The sequence below is a fragment of the Ancrocorticia sp. genome (genome assembly GCF_052089425.1).
Taxonomy (GTDB): Bacteria; Actinomycetota; Actinomycetes; order Actinomycetales; family Actinomycetaceae; genus Ancrocorticia.
On record NZ_JBQCZW010000021.1, the window covers coordinates 27,008 to 44,830 of the forward strand.

At 59.0% G+C, this 17,823-nt stretch carries 20 protein-coding genes and 1 pseudogene; 15 read left to right on the forward strand and 6 right to left on the reverse strand.

The window, feature by feature from the left end:
- Positions 1–767: amidohydrolase family protein (locus tag ACTHV6_RS07965; protein ID WP_441386755.1), on the reverse strand; the 767-nt coding region annotated here is incomplete at its 3' end.
- 280 nt (positions 768–1,047) lie between these two features.
- On the opposite strand from ACTHV6_RS07965, the gene ACTHV6_RS07970 reads away from it, so the two are divergent.
- Complete coding sequence (locus ACTHV6_RS07970) at positions 1,048–1,425, forward strand: hypothetical protein (RefSeq protein WP_441386756.1); 378 nt, start codon at positions 1,048–1,050, stop codon at positions 1,423–1,425.
- A gap of 174 nt (positions 1,426–1,599) precedes the next feature.
- Here ACTHV6_RS07970 and ACTHV6_RS07975 read toward each other — a convergent pair whose 3' ends face one another.
- Positions 1,600–2,874 (reverse strand): winged helix-turn-helix domain-containing protein, encoded by a 1,275-nt coding sequence (locus ACTHV6_RS07975; protein WP_441386757.1) that lies wholly within the window; start codon positions 2,872–2,874, stop codon positions 1,600–1,602.
- Positions 2,875–2,981: 107 nt separating this feature from the next.
- On the opposite strand from ACTHV6_RS07975, the gene ACTHV6_RS07980 reads away from it, so the two are divergent.
- Both ACTHV6_RS07980 and ACTHV6_RS07985 read left to right on the forward strand, forming a co-directional pair.
- Positions 2,982–3,209 carry a toxin-antitoxin system antitoxin subunit gene (locus ACTHV6_RS07980; protein WP_441386758.1) on the forward strand — a complete coding sequence of 76 codons (228 nt, stop codon included), beginning with the start codon at positions 2,982–2,984 and terminating at the stop codon, positions 3,207–3,209.
- A complete protein-coding gene (locus ACTHV6_RS07985) occupies positions 3,209–3,601 on the forward strand; it encodes a PIN domain-containing protein (protein WP_441386776.1) in 393 nt (130 codons plus the stop codon). The genes ACTHV6_RS07980 and ACTHV6_RS07985 overlap by 1 nt, the downstream gene beginning before the upstream one ends.
- A gap of 29 nt (positions 3,602–3,630) precedes the next feature.
- On the opposite strand, the gene ACTHV6_RS07990 is transcribed toward ACTHV6_RS07985, so the two are convergent.
- Together ACTHV6_RS07990 and ACTHV6_RS07995 are read right to left on the reverse strand one after the other, a co-directional pair.
- Positions 3,631–4,674, reverse strand: coding sequence for a S66 family peptidase (locus ACTHV6_RS07990; protein WP_441386759.1), 1,044 nt, complete (start codon positions 4,672–4,674; stop codon positions 3,631–3,633).
- A gap of 190 nt (positions 4,675–4,864) precedes the next feature.
- Positions 4,865–5,701 (reverse strand): MerR family transcriptional regulator, encoded by an 837-nt coding sequence (locus tag ACTHV6_RS07995; RefSeq protein WP_441386760.1) that lies wholly within the window; start codon positions 5,699–5,701, stop codon positions 4,865–4,867.
- 252 nt (positions 5,702–5,953) lie between these two features.
- Here ACTHV6_RS07995 and ACTHV6_RS08000 point away from each other — a divergent pair, with 252 nt between their 5' ends.
- The 9 genes and pseudogenes from ACTHV6_RS08000 to ACTHV6_RS08040 form a co-directional block, all read left to right on the forward strand.
- Positions 5,954–6,373 (forward strand): DUF1801 domain-containing protein, encoded by a 420-nt coding sequence (locus ACTHV6_RS08000; protein WP_441386761.1) that lies wholly within the window; start codon positions 5,954–5,956, stop codon positions 6,371–6,373.
- A 106-nt stretch (positions 6,374–6,479) separates the two neighbouring features.
- Positions 6,480–6,689 carry a hypothetical protein gene (locus ACTHV6_RS08005; protein ID WP_441386762.1) on the forward strand — a complete coding sequence of 70 codons (210 nt, stop codon included), beginning with the start codon at positions 6,480–6,482 and terminating at the stop codon, positions 6,687–6,689.
- A 2-nt stretch (positions 6,690–6,691) separates the two neighbouring features.
- Entirely contained in the window at positions 6,692–6,952 is a 261-nt protein-coding gene (locus tag ACTHV6_RS08010; RefSeq protein WP_441386763.1) for a type II toxin-antitoxin system RelE family toxin, read from the forward strand.
- Positions 6,903–7,307, forward strand: coding sequence for a hypothetical protein (locus ACTHV6_RS08015; RefSeq protein ID WP_441386777.1), 405 nt, complete (start codon positions 6,903–6,905; stop codon positions 7,305–7,307). Before ACTHV6_RS08010 ends, ACTHV6_RS08015 begins: the two co-directional genes overlap by 50 nt.
- Positions 7,308–7,331: 24 nt before the next feature.
- Entirely contained in the window at positions 7,332–7,604 is a 273-nt protein-coding gene (locus tag ACTHV6_RS08020; protein ID WP_441386764.1) for a hypothetical protein, read from the forward strand.
- Positions 7,605–7,875: 271 nt separating this feature from the next.
- Positions 7,876–8,328: a GNAT family N-acetyltransferase gene (locus ACTHV6_RS08025; RefSeq protein WP_441386765.1), complete on the forward strand. Its 453-nt coding sequence runs from the start codon at positions 7,876–7,878 to the stop codon at positions 8,326–8,328.
- 54 nt (positions 8,329–8,382) lie between these two features.
- Positions 8,383–8,919: a GNAT family N-acetyltransferase gene (locus ACTHV6_RS08030; RefSeq protein ID WP_441386766.1), complete on the forward strand. Its 537-nt coding sequence runs from the start codon at positions 8,383–8,385 to the stop codon at positions 8,917–8,919.
- A gap of 247 nt (positions 8,920–9,166) precedes the next feature.
- Positions 9,167–9,406, forward strand: a complete 240-nt coding sequence (locus ACTHV6_RS08035) for a hypothetical protein (protein ID WP_441386767.1) — start codon at positions 9,167–9,169, stop codon at positions 9,404–9,406.
- Between the two features lie 12 nt (positions 9,407–9,418).
- Positions 9,419–10,714: pseudogene (locus tag ACTHV6_RS08040) on the forward strand (SLC13 family permease); the annotation flags it as partial.
- Between the two features lie 170 nt (positions 10,715–10,884).
- On the opposite strand, the gene ACTHV6_RS08045 reads toward ACTHV6_RS08040, so the two are convergent.
- Positions 10,885–11,289, reverse strand: coding sequence for an META domain-containing protein (locus ACTHV6_RS08045; RefSeq protein WP_441386768.1), 405 nt, complete (start codon positions 11,287–11,289; stop codon positions 10,885–10,887).
- Between the two features lie 136 nt (positions 11,290–11,425).
- On the opposite strand from ACTHV6_RS08045, the gene ACTHV6_RS08050 reads away from it, so the two are divergent.
- Positions 11,426–12,826: an APC family permease gene (locus ACTHV6_RS08050; RefSeq protein ID WP_441386769.1), complete on the forward strand. Its 1,401-nt coding sequence runs from the start codon at positions 11,426–11,428 to the stop codon at positions 12,824–12,826.
- Positions 12,827–12,924: 98 nt separating this feature from the next.
- Positions 12,925–14,376 (forward strand): hypothetical protein, encoded by a 1,452-nt coding sequence (locus tag ACTHV6_RS08055; RefSeq protein ID WP_441386770.1) that lies wholly within the window; start codon positions 12,925–12,927, stop codon positions 14,374–14,376.
- 93 nt (positions 14,377–14,469) lie between these two features.
- Here ACTHV6_RS08055 and ACTHV6_RS08060 read toward each other — a convergent pair whose 3' ends face one another.
- Entirely contained in the window at positions 14,470–16,422 is a 1,953-nt protein-coding gene (locus ACTHV6_RS08060; RefSeq protein WP_441386771.1) for an oxidoreductase, read from the reverse strand.
- Positions 16,423–16,942: 520 nt separating this feature from the next.
- Here ACTHV6_RS08060 and ACTHV6_RS08065 point away from each other — a divergent pair.
- A partial coding sequence (locus ACTHV6_RS08065) for an alanine/glycine:cation symporter family protein (protein ID WP_441386772.1) occupies positions 16,943–17,823 on the forward strand: 881 nt, incomplete at its 3' end.

Consider the following 17,823-nt stretch of genomic DNA (forward strand, 5'->3'; position numbering starts at 1 on the left):
CGTGCGAGGTAGAACTCCGCCGCATTGTTCCAGAACACCGCTTCGATCTGCTCTGGATCGAGGTTTTGGGCGATGATGGAGAAGTCTTCGTTGGCAAAAGGTCTCCGGGCGCGAGTCGAGGGCAAATCGGTGCCAACCATCAACGCAGATGGGTTGACCTTCATGATCGCTCGAATGACGGCCAAAGGGTCGAGTTCAACGCGACCGAATCCGGTGGCTTTGACCTTTGCGCCTCCTTCGACGAGGCGTAGCAGCTGGGGCAAACCATCTTGGTGCAGGCCAAGGTGGTCGATGCTGATCGCAGGAAGCGCAGAGAGGCGGACGAAAAGTGCCTCGTCAATCGTGCGCGAATCGATGTAGAACTCGGAGTGCCAGCCAGCCACTTCGTGCACGCGGCGAGCGAGGCGATCTACGTCCTCCAGATTCGCGGATCCCCCGCGAGCGACGTTGAACCGTACCGCCCGGACGCCGTCCGCGTCCAGCTCAAGGACTTGTTGGTCGGTGGTGTCCGCTGGGATTTGCGTGACCCCGACATAGTTATTGCCAAGGGACGTAAGTGCAGCGGTGAGGTAACTCTGGTCGAATGCTTGGAATGATCCGGAAACCACCGCGCCGCCGCTGACACTCAGGCCGGCAGTGTTCAGGCCTGCGATGCGGGTCTGATAATCGGAAACCGTGAACGGTTCTGGCAGAAACCCGTTATTCTCCACGACGGGATAGGCGGGATCGATGATATGCAGATGACTGTCGAAGACACGTTGTGTCATGGATCAGTTCCTCCTACTGCCGGTGAACGAACGCTGCCCTGCCCGTTTTCTCTAGCGTACGTGCTTGTATCGCATAATAGACTTGAGGATCTCGGAGCGGCCTTGAAGTCGCGACACTGCGCCTAGAACGCGCTACTGCGATGAGAAGGATGCTGATGAACACGGACTCCACTTCCAGACTTCGCTCTGTTTACGGGGAGACGAAGATGACCGGCTGGGATTTTTCAGTTCTTGACGGGAGGCTCACCGCAGATGAGCCGTGGTGGGATTTCGAAGCTGATTGCTTGAGCGCGATGCGCGCGAGATTGCACGGGCGCTCAGTCCTGGCGGGCGCTTCCTGACCCAGCAGGTCGATGGGCACGATGCACCAGAGATCCACGAGTGGTTCGGCGAAGATTACCTCTATCCGCACGTCACGCTTGAGCGATACGCCCGGGAGCTCGAAGGCGCCGGGCTACGTATTGACGTTGCGGATGAGTGGGAAGGAACGATGGTTTTCGACGACGCCGAAGCTCTCGTCACCTACCTTGCACTCGTTCCGTGGGACGCTCCCGGCTTCACCGTAGATGAGCACGCGGAGGTGCTTGCTGAGCTCGCCTCGCGCCGTCCCATTCGCGTAAAGCAGCGCCGCTTCCGCGTGTACGCGAGCAAGCCGTAAGCCCTTCCTCGCAACCTGAGGGTACTGAGGGCAGACACCTTGCGAGCTCGCTCGGAAGGCTGTGCAGCAGGGAAAGTGACGGCATTCGTTATCGCCACAACGTAGGCTTATCAGTGGGCTGCGCAGTACGGATTGAGAGTGGATCGGCAAATTCGGGCCGTGCAGCCCGATGCCTCACTCATGCTCCTCTGATAACGGAGCAGAGGCTTGGGGATGATCGTGGTATGCCGCTTCAGGCAGTGCCGCCGCAACATCACTGGCGGCGTCGCCCCATCGCGAAACAGATACGTTCTCCAATCCCTGCCATCGTGCCGCCTCCAGCAACTCGGCAGCGATCCGAGCAGCCCCATCGCCGGCCGCATCAGGTTCCCACCACGCCGATTGCACAAGCAGAGTCGAATTACCCCTGTCCGCTTTGAGATCCACACGCGCCGCGATGCGATCGCCCACGAGCACCGGCAGTGAATAGTACCCATATTTCCGCTTCTTGGCGGGTGTGTAGATCTCGATTCGATAGTCGAAATCGAACATTCGAGAGGCGCGCTCGCGAAACCAGACGACCGGGTCAAAAGGGGAAAGAAGAGCCGTGCGGTCAATTCGCCGTGGCAATTTCGCATCGCGATGAAGCCATACAGGCAACGCCGCACTGTTCTTCTCCCATCCGGGCACGCGAACCGGAATGAGTTCGCCAGTATCCACGAGGTCCGCGATGGCCGGCCGGATATCACGAACCCGAATACGGTAGTAATCCGCCAAATCGCTTGTGGTAGCAACACCGTATGCGCGAGCTGCGCGGCGTGTGAGCTCGCGGATCGCATCCGCCTCGGGGACTTCCTGCCCCAGAGCACTCGCAGGAATCACCTGTTCGGCCAATCCATACCGGCGCTCAAAGCCGTTGCGCCCGGCAATGGCCACCTCTCCGTAGCGCCACAGCATCTCCAATCCCCGTTTGACATCGCCCCAGTCCCACCAAGCGCCCCGGTTTCCGCGAACCTCGCCAAGATCGATTTCGGATGGGCGTAGGGGCCCTCGTGCGGCAAGCTCGCTCTTGAGTTCGTCCAAGAACCCCGCATTTTCTGCCATCCATGTTCCAGGCGCGCCGTAACGCCGCCGAAAATGGTCCATACGAAACTGCCACAGTCCCCAATCTGCGGCCGGGATCAGCGCGGCCTCGTGGGCAACGTATTCCACGTAGCGCGACCGCCCACCAAACAGCAACCGATCGAAGGTGTCGCGGTCATAACTGCCCAGCCGTGAGAACAGCGGCATGTAGTGCGAGCGCGCAAACACGTTGACCGAATCGATCTGCAAGGCGCCCATCCGCTCGATCGCTGTGTGGATTCTGCGTGTGCTCACAGCGCTGGGACGCGAGCCAGAAAAACCCTGCGCACCAAGCGCAATTCGGCGTGCCTGCGTCAGGCTGAGAGTCTCAGATCCGGAAAACGTCATGGCTTCACACTATCGCCCCGCTCCGACAGCTTCGCGTAGCTCGTTTATGTTCGCCCGCTGTCTTTTTGGTTGTGGAGCACAGCAACACCGAGCAGTATGATTCAGGTATGACTAAGAAGATTGCGATAAGTCTTCCCGATGAGCAAGTGAACTCTATCCGTCGCGCCGTTGATCAGGGGAGAGCGGCATCCGTTTCCGGCTACATCAGTTCGGCGGTCGCGCGGGCTGCGCGCGAAGATAGTCTTGTCGAGCTACTAGATGATCTAGATCTTGAACTCAGTCCAGTCAGCGAAGATGACATGGCATGGGCTGACAAGGTTCTAGGTCTGGGATGATGCGCGGCGCCGAAGTTGAAGCACTGACGCTTGATACTGGTGCTTTGCTTGCATTAGAACGCGGCGATTCCAAGGTCCGCGCCTTGTTGAGGCGGGCCACTGAGCGGGGGATCGAACTGTCGGTTCCAGCAGGGGTCGTCGCTCAAGCGTGGCGTGGAGGGCCACGTCAGGCGCGAGTTGCTCGGCTTCTTGCGGACCCTTCAGTCCGTGTAGTCCCACTCGATGATCCGACTGCGCGTGCTGTCGGATTGTTATGCGGACGTAGTAGGCACGCGGATATCGTTGATGTGCATGTTGTTCTCGACGCAATGGCGCGGGGCCGAGTTGCCGTGACATCTGACCCGAGCGATCTTAGATCAATCGACCCCAGCGTGAGGTTGATTGTGGTGTAAGGAGAACCCGTCGTCGTCCCAAAATAAACTCAGCTGTAGTCCGCGAAAAGCATACGTGCGCCACCATCCACCGTCATCCTCCCGCCGTACGGCACGATCCATTGGGGTCGAGTGTGCCCAAACGGAGGCCCCACCACGATTACGGCGCGCGGGTTGTATGTGTGGAGGACGCTGAGGGCGACGTCCCGTTGTTCGTTTCGCTTGTGCCTGCGTTCTTCGGAAGAGAGTTTCGTGGTGAAATCGGACGTGGGAGGCCTAGCGACGACGACGGCCCCCACCTCCCCAAGCAGTCCACGTTCACCCAGCGAGCGTAGAATCCATCCGAACTCGCGGGCCGGTAGGAGCTCTTCGGAGGTCTCGATGATCAGGATGCCGCCGCGGACCACCACTGGGTCTGTTGGAAAGCGCCCAGCGGTGAGCATCCATTGAATCACCTCGGCGCAACCGCCCCACGTGCGGCCGGTGACCGTTTGCTTGGGCCCGGCCCATGTCCATGGTTCGGTGGGTTCGCGCTCCCCGAATTCGTTCAGCGCCCGCGGATCGTTCCAATCGCAGCCGAAATCTTCCGACTCTCCGGGATCCGCCACTTCGAGGCGATCTCCAGTCAGCAGGGCCGCGCGCAGCGACTGTTCGTGTACCGGATCCACATGAGGGCCGGGACCCAGATGAACCTGCGTGGAGCCACCGTAGAATCCCGGGATGCCGAGGTTCCAGAGCCAGTTGAGGATATTGGTGTTGTCGCTATAGCCGAGGAAAGGCTTCGGGTCGCAAAGGACGGTGCGGGAATCAAGGTGCGGGACCACGGTAATCTGATCCTCCCCGCCGATCGTGGAAAGCACAGCCCTAATCTCGGGATCGGCGAAGGCGGCATTGAGGTCTGCGGCGCGATCTGCGGCGGATGCGCCAAGCCGCCTAGTGGTGGGGTACTCGACAGGAATGAGCCCCGTTATGTCCGTGAGGCGGCGCATCGCCTGCTCGTGGATCTCAGGGGCGAGGCCAGGGGCGGCGAACGATGGAGACACGATGGCCACCTTGTCGCCCGGTTTCGCTTTCGGGACGCGCACAAACTCCATGCGGGCGATTATAGCGAGGGACAGCCCGGTAGGGCGCAGAATTCGGGGAATTGCACGGCATTGTGGGCGCTCACGCCGTTAGACCAGCCGCGGCCAAGTGGGCACTCAGCCTCGGTACTCTAACTACTCTAACCCCCAAACGTTAGAGTAGTTAGAGTAGCGTTCTAGTTGAGGCCCTAGCGCAACCCCACTAACGCAGCGGCCGGTTCACATCCGTCCGCAGCTCGGATTCGTCAACGTCTCCAGGTTCGTTGAAATACAGGTTGAACACTTTTCCCACCACTCCAGCCGGATCGGGCACCGCCTCTTTCAGTCCATTTTCCGCAATGAACGTGGTGATCCGATCGTGAGCCTCGGTGATCTGCGTGTACGGACCTTCAAGGTGAGCCGCCACAACCTTCTGCTCCGGAACCTCGAACACGTCAAGTGGTGCTTCGGTCACAGTTCCGGGCGCGACAGGCAGGAAGACCGAGAGCTCAGGATCTGCATCCACAAACGTCGGGTCATGCTCGAACACGCCTCCTGGCCCCAGCGGAACGATCCGCTGGCGCCCCAATTCGGTCATCAGGCGTTCCCATAGTGGCCCCTCATCGGAGTAGGTGGGAACGGTTCCGCGAACCGCAGCCACGCTCATCGCGGGCACAGTCATACGTTCGATTTCGATCTTGCTCATGTTGTTTCCCCTTACGGAGTCGAGCATCCTGTCGATGTGCTGCAACCGCTGCGTGGCAGCGCGTTGCTCCAGTTCGAGCGCATCGCGCTGTGTGACGAGCGCGCGCTCAAAGATGGGGCTCTCACGGGCGGCGAGGAGCGCTGCCATGGCGGAGACGTTGAAACCCACGTCGCGAAGTTCCCTGATCAGTAGGGCATCGGCCACTTGCTCTCGTGTGTACCACCGATGCCCGATCTCATCCACGAGCGCGGGCACCAGAACGCCACGTTCGTGATAGTGGCGTAGCATCCGCACGCTGAGCCGGGTCAGCGAAGAGAACGCACCGATGGACATTGGTTCGAGGGTCTCGGCCATACAGAGAGAGTAGCTCCTGACATCGTGTGAGGGTCAAGATAGAGTAATTGGGTGATTGAGTACGAGGGCACCGTGAGTTTGAGGGCTTTGGAGGACGACGACGCCGAAGCAGTTCTCGCCGCCTTCACATCCAACTCTGACATGGCCAGGCAAGGCGAGGATGTGCGGCAAGTTTCTCATCGCCGGCCAGCGCATCGACGTGAACACGTCTGGGCGGCTGCGCTCAGATCCTTGGCCTGCCTATAATCCACTATGACTACGAAACAGCCAGCCATGTCCCCTTCCGCCATGCCACCTGAGCAGGTGTTGGACCGCGTGACTGGGCCGCGCCGGGCCGAGGCGGATCAGCTAATTGAGATCCACCGCGAAATCAGCGGATTTGAACCAGTGGTTTGGGCGGGCCGCATCATTGGCTTCGGAGAGTATGAATATCGATATGCGAGCGGCCATAGTGGCCGTGCCCCCAGACTCGCATTCGCGACGGGGCAGGCCAAACACACTTTCTATCTGGTCAGCGGATTTGCCGAAATGTGGCCCGACCTTGTGGAACAGTTTGGCAAATGTCGCGTGAGTCAGGCGTGCCTCTACTTCACTCGTCTCACTAGTGTGGATCCCGAAGCTCTGCGTGAGCTTTTACTTCGCACGTTCGCGCATACCGTTGATGTGGACTGAGGTTGTGCACCATCAGTGAAAATGGAGTTCCTCTGACGATCCGAAGTTGGCCTGTTGATGCGCCCTCCAGATGCGTAGAATCTTGTCATCGAGATAGGGGGCACCCGTGACAATTACGATTGAGTTGACGCCAGAGCGTGAGCGTCGGCTTGCTGTGCTAGCTGAGAAACAAGGGCGCTCTGTAGACGATGTAGCACGCGACTTACTCGACGATGGGATCGATGAAGCCGATCTGGCTGATTACTACAGGCAGTGGAAAGATCGGGGGCGTCCGTCGCGCCCAGCTGCGCAGCTGTGGGATGAATTAGAGCTTTGAACGTGTGGACTCTAGCGACGACAAAACGTTTTGACAAAGAACTCTCGCGACTTGACCGCAAGATTCAGCAACGGGTTAAGAATTATCTCGAAGAGGTGTGCGCGCTTGAGGAACCGCGAGCACGGGGGAAAGCTCTAACGGGTCCGCTCGCAGGACTGTGGCGCTACCGCGTAGCAGACTATCGCGTCGAGGTAGAGATCTCTGATTCTGAACTTGTCGTCGTTGCCATTCACGTTGGGCATCGTTCTGCGGTGTACCGATAGCGTGAGCGACTTTGTGGATTATGCGCCCGGTACGCACGGACACAGCCGGGGCTGGATCAGCATTCGCGGTGCCGAAGCTGGCGACGCGGTAGGGATCGGGGGCGGGGTTATGGCAAGTAGGGGAGGAACCATCGAGAGTAGCCTTGCCATGGCGGAGGCCTTAATCCGGGAACGTTGGGTTTTGACGGTGGCCGAGGATCTGAAAGCAAATTCGCTCATCGTGGGGTTGTCCGGCGCGGTGCAGCGGCACGTGCGTAGTGAAGACGTTGACGACTGGCTCGTCGCGGGTTTGACGGTCCGGTCCGAGTATCGACGGGTCGGCGTTGCCCTACGTCTGCTCGATTCCGTCATCTAGGCGGTAGCGCGTGAAAACCACTTGGTGGCACGTGATGACGAGGCAGTGCTTCCAGACGAAGGCTCGCCGGTAGACGAGACCGCACCTGGAGACCCGGTTGTACCTCCAGCCGAAGCCGCACCGCTCTACAGCGTCATTAATGCACGTAATCGTGCATCGATCACGCTTCATGAAAAGCTTGGCTTTGTTGAGGCTGCCCGCGGACATACCTTCGCCGGAATCACCTTCACAGGAGGCGTCGGGGTGCTGATGTCAGTGACGGCAGGCTTCAATTCCGCTTGTCTCAGCGAGAGCTAGATTCTCCCGTTCCGACTCGTCATAGAACAGTGATGAGCGCACTGGCCGCCCGAGCCGTTGCCTTTGAACTCGGAGCTGTAACGCTACTCTAACTACTATAAACCTCAAACCTTAGAGTAGCGTTCTAGTTGAGCCGCCAGGTAGCTCGGGGTCCTTGACCGATCCTCGTGTGTGACCTTTACTCATGTATAACTGACCGTTTTGGAATGGAACATAGTTGCCTTCTGACCTTCTCTCTTTGAATCTCTCGATCGATCCCCTCCTGCCACCCATGAGCGCGGCGAAAGGGCCGAGTCTCTCCATCAAGCCGCTGGCGTCGGCTACTCGCGAGCAGCTCGCCAGGCTCTATCTCTCGAGTTACCCGCCCGAGGTTGGAACAGCGACGCTCTCCGAAGCGAGACAAGAGATTGAGGAATCATTCGCTGGCACATACGGTGTCTTGCGCGACGATGCGAGTGGTGTTGCCACCGTAAGTGGCCGACCCATCGGCGCAATCATGGTCACTGAGCGCTCGATCTGGGATGAAGGCCTGCTTGGGCCGTTCGTTATCGATCTTTTCGTGGCCCCAGAGGCAAGAGGGAATGGGGCCGGCGCGATGCTTGTGGGCCACGCCGTCGAAGCGTGCAGAGCAGCCGGCGATTCGAAGCTCTCCTTAAGAATTGGAGAGGGCACGTCGCCCGCGGCCCACGCCATCTACTCCAAGTGGGGCTTCACGCCCGCCTGACTCGGCGCGAGACGAGCGCCTGACATCATGTCAGGGTCAATATAGGCTGGCCTGATGATTAAGAACGGCGACGAACCCACCCTCCGACCCCTGCGGACCACCGATGCAGAGGCAGTCCTCGCCGCCTTCGCATCCAACCCCGACATGGCCAAACAAGGAAGCGTGCCCAGCTTGGACGACGCCGCACGCTACGCGGAAAATCTGCTCAGCCCCGAATCACCGCACAAACCATTAGCAATCGCTCACAACGGCACTCTGGTCGGCCTCGTGTGCGTGAGCGTTGACGCCGAAAACCGCAGCGGCTGGTTCTGGTACTGGATGAATGAGAGCGCTCGCGGGCGCGGATGGATGAGTCGCGGTGCCGCAACGGTGGCGGACTGGGCGCTGACCGAATTGAAGCTCGAACGTCTGGAACTTGGCCATCGGGTTAACAATCCTGCGTCAGGAGCCGTGGCGAAAGCAGCCGGCTTCCTCAAAGAGGGAACAGAACGCGGCAAGTTCCTCATCGGTGATCAGCGCATCGATGTGGACACTTACGGGCGCCTGCGCTCTGACCCGTGGCCTACGTATGAGCCGCTCGCACAAGAATAGATAGTCATCCGTGAAGGCTGGAGGAGATTGGCGGAGATGGAATCTCGTTGATGTCCGCCGGGCGCCCGGCCCACACCTCCTACGGAAATACGGGTGATTTACCTTATATTTTCGCGTGACACGCTTGGGACTTTGGTCTAGGATCGTGGCAACTCATCTTAGCTCATCTCCATATTCGTACCACCAGTAGAACCTCTAGGGAGAGGTCCGCGAATAGCTGAGATGTCAAAAATATAAGGAGGCATGCGTGAGCACACCGGATATTCGACCCGACAGCCCCGTATCAGAGGGATCGCAGGATCAGGGACCTCCGAAACGGAGGCTCCATAAGAAGGTATTCGGCATTGGACTAGGCATTGTCCTTGCCGTGATCGTCTACTTCTTGATGCCGAAGGGTGTTCATCCTTCGGTGGCGGATTCCGAGATTGTGGTATCTGACAACGCCCTCGCGATGGCTGCGGCAGTGGCCGTACTGATGGGCACGTGATGGGTAACGGAAGCCATCCCGCTGGCGGCAACGGCGCTCGTACCCGTCGTCGTCTTTCCTTTTGCGGGCGTGAGGGACTTCGAAGCCACGGCGGCTCCGTACGCAAATCCCACAATTTTCCTCTTCATGGGCGGGTTCTTCCTCGCGCTGGCAATCCAACGCTGGAATCTTCACCGGCGTATCGCGTTGCGGACCGTACTGCTGGTTGGCACCAAGCCGAAGCAGATTATCCTTGGCCTGATGATCGCCACGGGAATCCTCACGATGTGGGTGTCGAATACTGCCACGGCCGTCATGATGCTCCCGATCGCGCTTTCCGTTTTGTCTCTCCTGTATCAGGACGCGGGTGCGGGGGAGAAGCTCAAGTCCAACTTCGGTAAGGGGCTCGTGCTGGGTGTCGCATACGCCGCCTCGATCGTTTCCGTTTCCACCATTATTTCGACCCCGCCGAACACCCTGCTCCGCGCTCACCTCGAGGATACGTACGACATCACGATCACGTTCGGCCAGTGGATGCTCTTCGGGACGCCGCTCGGCTGGGGATTCCTGTTCGTTGGCTGGTTCATTCTGGTGCGCGTATTTCCGCCCGAGATCGACGAGCTCCCCGGAGGCAAAAAGGTCATTCAGGACGAAATCGAAAAGATGGGTCCGATGTCCAGAGGCGAGAAGATCGTGGGCGTTGTTTTCATCCTCGCCGCGCTATCCTGGGTGATCCTGCCGGCCGTCTTTCCAGACACGATTAGCGACGAACTGATCGCCATGACAATTGCACTGGTGCTGTTCCTGACGCCGGTGGATCCGTTCAAAGGTGTGCCTCTGCTCGATTGGAAGTCCGCCAAGAACATCCCGTGGGACGTGCTGCTGCTGTTCGGCGGCGGTCTCTCGCTTTCCGCAGCCTTCACGTTCACCGGCTTCTCGGCGTGGATCGGGGATCGGGCTGCCGGGTTGGCGGGGCTGCCGATCCTCGTGCTGGTCTTCCTCGTGACGGTGCTCATCGTGATTCTTACCGAGTTCACCTCGAACACCGCCACAGCGGCCGCCTTCCTGCCCATCATGGGCTCGGTTGCCATCGGCATGGGCTTCGAGGGCATGCAGGTCATGATCCTGCTGCTTCCCGTGGCGCTCGCCTCCACCTACGGATTCATGATGCCGGCGGGCACGCCGCCCAACGCGATCGCCTATTCCTCCGGCTACCTTCGGATCACGGACATGGTCAAGGGCGGGCTCTGGCTCAACGTGATCGGTGCCCTGTTGATCACGGCCTTCACGATGATCGTTGGACCGCTCGTGTTTGGATATTCGTTCTAACTGGTTGGTAGATTCTCGATTTAGATGACGGTGGGGCATCCGGTTTGTGGGTGCCTCACCTCATTTTTTGACGACGACGGCGGCTTCCCACACCTCAACCCGCCATATCCCACACCCCACCCGGCTACATCATTGTCTGACGAGCGGGTGCGGGGAGTTCCTTGGACTTATTATTGCTTGGTGAGTGAACCGAGCTCTGACCCGTCACTGTCCACAATGACCAATTGGGCACCGTCAGGATTCGGTATCGTGGCGCTGGTGGCGTTTAGAAGCCATTCGTCCACACCTTCGCAATACATTTGTGTGGAGGCCATCGGTCCAAATTCGATCGTGTCCCCTTCGGCAGTCCATGAGCCGGTGACGTGGTTGCAGCCCGTGGTGCCGGAAAGTGTTCCGTCCTCAGCGATGGTGATGTGTGGTTCGCCCTCGTCCTCTATTCCCCATGTTCCTTCAAATGAGACGGCGGGTTCCTGCGGTTCCGAGGGCGTGGAGTCTGTGCCCCCGCACGCGGAAAGACCAAAGGCCACGGTCGTGGCGGCGAAAACGGCAACAAGTGAGTGTCTGCGTATCGTCATGTTTCAACCCTATCGCGCCTGGCTTGTGCGGTGTGGTGCCCAGATGCTGCCCGAATCTACGTCCGCGTCTGATTTCCTCTAACCTACTGATGTTCACCTGAAGGTGACGAGCACATAGACGAACGCGAGGCGGGCGATGAAGACAGAGCTAGAGCGCAACCTTGGGGTTCCGGGAATCGTGTTGATGGTGGTTGCCGCGGCGGCGCCGATCACCGTTGTGGTGGCGAATTTCCCCATTATCCTCATGGAGTCGCAGAATGTTGGCGCCCCGTTGGTGATACTTGCGGCAACGATCATCCTGCTCCTGTTCTCTGCAGGCTATGCATGGATGACACAACATGTGCCGGATGCCGGCGCCTTTTACTCCTACGTGGATCGTGGCCTCGGGCGCCGCATGGGGCTTGGCACGGCGGCGATAGCGCTGCTTTCCTACGTGCTACTGACGGTCTCGATGACGTGTTATTTGGGCGTGCAGGCAGGTAACCTCATCGAGCTGTGGACGGGAATTGACCTGCCATGGTGGCTCATTTCTGCGGCGGCCATCGCCATTGTGGGCGCCTTGGGATATCGGCAGATTGACCTGTCTGCGAAGGTGCTTGGTGTGGTGCTAGTTCTCGAAGTTGTGGCAGTGCTGATTGTTGATATCGGTGTGCTTGCGTCCGGGCGTGAGCTCTCGGGGAAGCCGTTTGCGCCCGCCGAGGCATTCTCCGGTGCGCCGGGCCTCGGGCTACTCTTTGCTTTTCTTGGCTTCTTTGGATTCGAGGCCACGGCGGTGTTCCGGAATGAAGCCCGTGATCCGGAGCGGACGGTCCCGCGAGCCACATACATTGCAGTTCTCAGCATTGGCATCCTGTACACGGTGTCCTCGTGGCTGGTCTTCTCCGGGCTTGGAGTGGATTCGGCAGTGGAACAGGCAGAAGCCAACCCGGACGGCGTGATCGTTGGGCTAACGAACGATGTGGTTGCACCGATCATGGCGGATATTGTGCAGGTTCTTGTTGTCACCAGCATGTTTGCGTGCATGCTCTCCTTCCACAACATCGTGGCCCGATATCTCTTCACACTGGGGCAGCGAGGGGTACTGCCCAGTGCGCTTGGCGAGGTCCATTCTGCACACGGGGCGCCCTCGAAAGCCTCCCTCTGGGTGAGTGGGATTTCCGCTGTGATGGTGGCAGTTTCCGTAGCTTTTCGGTTGGATCCCGTCACTCAGGTTTACACGTGGTATTCGGGAGTTGGCGCGATGGGCATCATCTTTATGATGGCGTTGACAGGCATTGCCGTTGTCGTATTCGGGATGGGGTTACGCAAGGTTGGTGCAGGGCGCAGCCCGTCTACCGCGATTATCGTGTTTTCGTCTCTGGGAGTGGTGGGGCTTTTGGGCGTTCTCGCGATCACAGTGTGGAACTTCCCTGTCATGGTGGGCGGGACCATCGCAGCCGTTATTTGTGGCGCCATTCTGGTGGCCGTGTTTGTGGGCGGGCTGTTCCTTCCGGGAAGCACCGCGTCCCGGAAGCAAACTGATCATGCCCCGTCGTAGACCGAGAGGTTCGCGCAGTTTTGAGAAAGGTATCCGCGGAGGGGAAGTAATTCGTAGGATCAGCGTGTGCTTGTGATCTCCTCATGGTAAGGAAACCTATGGACACGAACGATTCCCCTGTGAGTCCGCAGAATAGTACGGGCGACGATTTCGGCGGGGAGCAGCCGCACGAAGAGGCTGGGCGGCCGACCGAGCAGCTTGGTGAGCCGGATGGAGAGCTTACGGGCCAAGTTGGGAGTCCGACCGAGCAGGTCGGCCACCCGACGGAACACATCGGCCAACCCGTTGATCAGGCAGCTGGATATCCCACGGAGCAATATCAAGCTGCTCAGTATGAAGCCGGGCCGGGGCCGTACGCCGGGGTGCCGCCCGCTTACGCGCCAAGAGGTCAGTGGCCGGGACAGCCGCACGGGGCGCCGCCAGCTGGGCAAGGGTTGCCGCCAGCCGCTCAGAGCGCACAGCTAGGCCCGCAAGGGGTACGACCAGCCGTGCAGGGGCCGCCGCCCCCACAGCCCCCATATGGCTACTACCAGCCGCCGCCGAATCAGCCACCCCAGGGCAATCGCACGAAAAAGCGCCGCGTCAAGATGTGGCTGACGATCATCGGGTTGCTACTATTCCTGATCCTTGCAGCGTTTGTGACAGTTCAGGTGATGAACGCTGGGCGTACGCCGGAGGCCAGCGTCAAGGAGTATCTCGGATACATTGCTGCAGGGGATGCTACCTCTGCAACTGAGATGGTGGATCCGGGCATTCCGAACGGATCCCGGCTTCTGCTGACAGATGAGACGCTGGAGGTATCCACAGCAAAAATTGAAGTCATCGATGTGACATCCAGCTCGAACTTTGACGGCTCGGAGTACTATGTGACGGCCACCTATTCACTCGATGGAGAGCGGCTGGACCGTGTGTTTACTGTGCTGCCGGGAGATAATGAGTTCCTCTTCCTGAACACATGGGAAATTCAGGATGCCATGGTGTTGAGAGCTAACGTCGAATCTGATTGGTATCCCGAGCTGAGCGTTGGCGGAACCACAATTCCTGTGGGTTGGAGCTATGGAGATTCAGAAGTTCAGGACCAGTTCATTTACCCGGGGATATATGAGGTTACTGCTCCCGGCGATGCTGGTTCGTATGTGTCCGCTGAGCCCCAGATTCTGAAGGTGACCGGTGCAGGGGACGGCGCGAACAGTATCTACGTTCAGCCGGAGATCACTGATTCACTCAAGGACCTTGTGCTGGAGGAAGCCGTCGCGCAAGTGAACTCGTGTGCCAGCGTTCCGGGAAATATGGATTCCGAGTGCCCGTATTCGGTGGGTGCGACGAACTTGCAGTCGCTCGAGGTCACGTCGCTGCCGGACGGGTTCAACGACGTCTCCTTGGATATTTTCGAGACCAATGAAGCCGTTATCACGATTAAAGAGAATCCTTCCTCGTTCAACGAGAACCCCGAACCGGAAGAGATCGAGTTTACCCTGCACGGGAATGTGATCTTGGAATACGGGGGCGAACCCGAGATCACGATTGAGGGCAGTTACGAGAGTTGGTGAGTGAGGTTGGGGGAGCGTTCGTCGTCGTCAAAAAGAATTGGCGACGACGACGAAGCCACTCCCCTCTCTCCCACCATATGTACGCGACTAGGCCTAGATGATGCTTGAGGCCGCGAGGTAGCCGGCGTGGATGGCCTCGCCAACCTTGGCTGGCTGTACGCAATCGCCTATTGCCTGTACCTCAATGCCCCGATCTTCCAGTGCTTTCGTGAGCGAAACGTTGGGCAGCACACCGAAGGCAGAAATGACGGTATCGGCCGGAATAGTGTGTTCGCCGTCTACCGCCGTGGTTGTCACTCCGTCCGCAGTCACGGATGTGACTCGGTGGCCCGTGTAGAGCGTGACGTTGGCACGATCAAGCTCACGCAACAGGGTGATGCGATTGATGGCCAGCATGTCGCGTGCTATATCGTCCGCCATCTCTACGATGGAGACGGCGTGGCCGGCCTCGGCCAATTCGAGCGCCAAATCCGCGCCTGATAATCCACCGCCAGCAACCACAACGCGCCTGCCGAGTGGTGCGCCCTCGTGGGCCTCGATAACTTCCACAACGTTTGGGCCGTCAATTCCGGGAATCGCCCCGGGGACTAATGGCTTGGAGCCAGTTGCCACGATGATGTGATCGGCTCCTTCGAGAACCTGATCGTCGGGCGAAACGTCGTGGCTCAGGTGGACGTTCACAGGAGAATCCTCAAGTTGGCCCTCCCACCAGCCGATCATGCGGAACAGCTCGCGCTTGAAATCTGGCGTTGCCGCGGGAAGTAGAACACCGCCCAGCTTGTCAGCGCGTTCGTACAGATCAACCTGATGGCCTTCCTCGGATGCCACCCGTGCGGCTTCCAGGCCCGCTGGTCCGCCACCCACAATGGCAACCTTGCGGGCGTTATCCGCCTTGACGATACGGCGATCCAACTCGCGCCCTGCCTCGGGATTGACAGCGCATCCCAGCGAGTCACCTGCGAGCACGCCGCCAATGCACATAGCATTGCAGCGGATACACGGGCGGATGTCACCCGGACGGCCGGCGGATAGCTTGGCGACCCATTGCGGGTCCGCGATCAGGCCGCGGCCTAGTCCGATCAGATCGGCATCGCCGGCGGCAAGAACATCCGTGGCCGTTGCTAGATCAAGATTTCCACAGGCGACGACGGGGATCGATACCGCGTCCTTCAGAATTCTGGCGGCCGAGACCATGCAGCCGTCTCCCAAGTAATAGGGTGGGAATACGTAATCCATGGCCTCGTAGGAGCCGTCATCGGCAAGAATGAGGTCCACGCCCGCCCTCTCGAGCTCTTGGGCGATCTTGACGGACTCTTCCGCAGTACGGCCACCTTCGAAACGTTGATCCACCGAAAGGCGGATGCTGACCGGGAAGCCCGGGATGGCCTGTTTGATTCCCTGAATGATTTCGACGACGAAGCGGCACCGGTTTTCCGTCGAGCCACCGTATTCGTCCTCTCGGTGGTTCCATTGCTTGCTCAAGAATTGGTCAACCAGATATCCGGTGTGCCCATGGATATCGATGGCATCGGCGCCAACGCTGGCAGCGCGAACAGAGGCTTCCACCATCCGCTGGACGAGCAGGTGGATTTCATCGATCTCAAGGCCGCGCGACATCACGTTCGGATCCCCGAAGGCGGGAACGGCCGAGGCAGAAACCGGGGCTTCTTTCAGATCGCTCAGGTCCGCGTTTCGGCCCTGTCCCGGCGTCAGCTGGAAGCTGAGCTTCCCGCCCACCGAGTGAATGGAGTCAACCAGCTTCTTCATGCTGGGCAATGCGGCATCCGAGAATAATGCGGGCAAATGTGGGTTCGGGGCTTCAAATTCATCGCTGATTTGGCACGCTGCGGTAATGACGAGCGCAGTTCCGCCGGCTGCCCGTTCCGTGTAATAGGCGATCTCTCGATCGGAGAACAATCCTTCGGGTGTTCCCAAGCCACTCCCCATCGGGAGCATAATGACGCGGTTGGAAAGCTCGAGATTTCCAAGCGTGATGGGTTCGAGAATGCGTTCGTATTCGGATGTCATGGTAGTTAGTGTCCTCATGAATATAAGTGGCGCGCTGCGTGACAAGCGCACAGGACTGCCTTGCTTTCAGTCCACTGACATCATGTTTTCACGAAAGATGCTCGGAGGCGTGGGAGCATGGTCCTTGGTAGAACTAGCCGGGATTTAGAACTAGCTGGGTTTAGAACTAGCCGGGCTTCTCAAGCAGTCTCTCCTTAGATTTGGGCGGCCCGAGGCGCTAGGCGTCCCGTCTACCTCCTCATCTCGCTCTGTGGACACCGTTTACGTGTGTGAAACATACGCACAGTACCCTTGCGCTCAAGCGTTGGGACAACGATCGGACCTACCCACCGACCTTATCTAGCGACAATATTCACCGAGAAAACCTATTATTCACCGAGACAACCCACTGGGATATCCCAATAAGACCCAATAAGAACTGAACCCTGACGCTTCGAATTCCGCTGGTCCTTATATTCTCGGGTTCTTATAACATGATCGGGTTCTCATACTGTTGAGGGCCATCCAGCGGGACTCCACCACCAAACATGGAGGCGATGTGGACGCACTTGAATCGATCCTTGACACACTCGCGGGCATCATTTGGGGCCCGTTCGTGCTTATCCCGCTCCTGCTCGGCACCGGCATCTACATGTCTGTTCGGCTCGGGTTCATCCAACTTAAGGGGCTCGGTCCCGGGCTCAGCCTAGGACTCATTCGCCGATCTGACGAAGGATCCAGCGGAGACGTCTCTCAGTACAAAGCGCTCGCTACTGCGCTTGCGGCCACCGTTGGTACCGGCAACATCGCTGGTGTTGCCACAGCTATTGCTTTGGGAGGACCTGGCGCCATCTTCTGGATGTGGGTCAGTGGCTTCTTCGGAATGTCGCTCAAGTACAGCGAGTCATTCCTAGCCGTCCGCTTCCGTACCGTGGATAAGCGAGGTGGGCGTAACGGCGGCCCTCAGCACTACCTACACAAGGGAATCAAGGGGCGCCCCGGTGCCTTCCTCGGGTGGTTCTTCACCATCGCTACGATCGTTGCATCGTTCGGTATTGGAAACATGGTTCAAACCAACTCCATCAGCGAGACCATGGAGATGAACTTCTCTGTGGCCCCTTGGGTTACCGGACTTGTGGTTGCGGTTGTCACCCTGTTCGTGCTCCTCGGCGGCGTGCAATCGATCTCTAGCGTTGCCGCAGCAATCGTCCCCTTCATGATCGTTCTTTACATCAGTGCGCAGCTGTGGATCTTAGGTGCAAACCTTGACGGACTGGGCGAAGCTTTCGGCGCGATCTTCCACGGAGCCTTCAACGGGACCGCAGCAGCTGGCGGATTCACGGGCACGCTCATCATCGCCGCTATCCAGTTCGGATTGGCTCGCGGCCTGTTCTCCAACGAATCTGGCATGGGTTCAGCCGCCATTGCGGCCGGTGCCGC

Excerpts from the sequence above, each read along its gene's own strand:
- ACTHV6_RS07975 (WP_441386757.1), bottom strand. The coding sequence starts at position 2,874 with ATGACGTTTTCCGGATCTGAGACTCTCAGCCTGACGCAGGCACGCCGA.
- ACTHV6_RS07980 (WP_441386758.1), top strand. The coding sequence starts at position 2,982 with ATGACTAAGAAGATTGCGATAAGTCTTCCCGATGAGCAAGTGAACTCT.
- ACTHV6_RS07985 (WP_441386776.1), top strand. The coding sequence starts at position 3,209 with ATGCGCGGCGCCGAAGTTGAAGCACTGACGCTTGATACTGGTGCTTTG.
- ACTHV6_RS07990 (WP_441386759.1), bottom strand. The coding sequence starts at position 4,674 with ATGGAGTTTGTGCGCGTCCCGAAAGCGAAACCGGGCGACAAGGTGGCC.
- ACTHV6_RS07995 (WP_441386760.1), bottom strand. The coding sequence starts at position 5,701 with ATGGCCGAGACCCTCGAACCAATGTCCATCGGTGCGTTCTCTTCGCTG.
- ACTHV6_RS08000 (WP_441386761.1), top strand. The coding sequence starts at position 5,954 with ATGACTACGAAACAGCCAGCCATGTCCCCTTCCGCCATGCCACCTGAG.
- ACTHV6_RS08025 (WP_441386765.1), top strand. The coding sequence starts at position 7,876 with ATGAGCGCGGCGAAAGGGCCGAGTCTCTCCATCAAGCCGCTGGCGTCG.
- ACTHV6_RS08030 (WP_441386766.1), top strand. The coding sequence starts at position 8,383 with ATGATTAAGAACGGCGACGAACCCACCCTCCGACCCCTGCGGACCACC.
- ACTHV6_RS08045 (WP_441386768.1), bottom strand. The coding sequence starts at position 11,289 with ATGACGATACGCAGACACTCACTTGTTGCCGTTTTCGCCGCCACGACC.
- ACTHV6_RS08050 (WP_441386769.1), top strand. The coding sequence starts at position 11,426 with ATGAAGACAGAGCTAGAGCGCAACCTTGGGGTTCCGGGAATCGTGTTG.
- ACTHV6_RS08055 (WP_441386770.1), top strand. The coding sequence starts at position 12,925 with ATGGACACGAACGATTCCCCTGTGAGTCCGCAGAATAGTACGGGCGAC.
- ACTHV6_RS08060 (WP_441386771.1), bottom strand. The coding sequence starts at position 16,422 with ATGAGGACACTAACTACCATGACATCCGAATACGAACGCATTCTCGAA.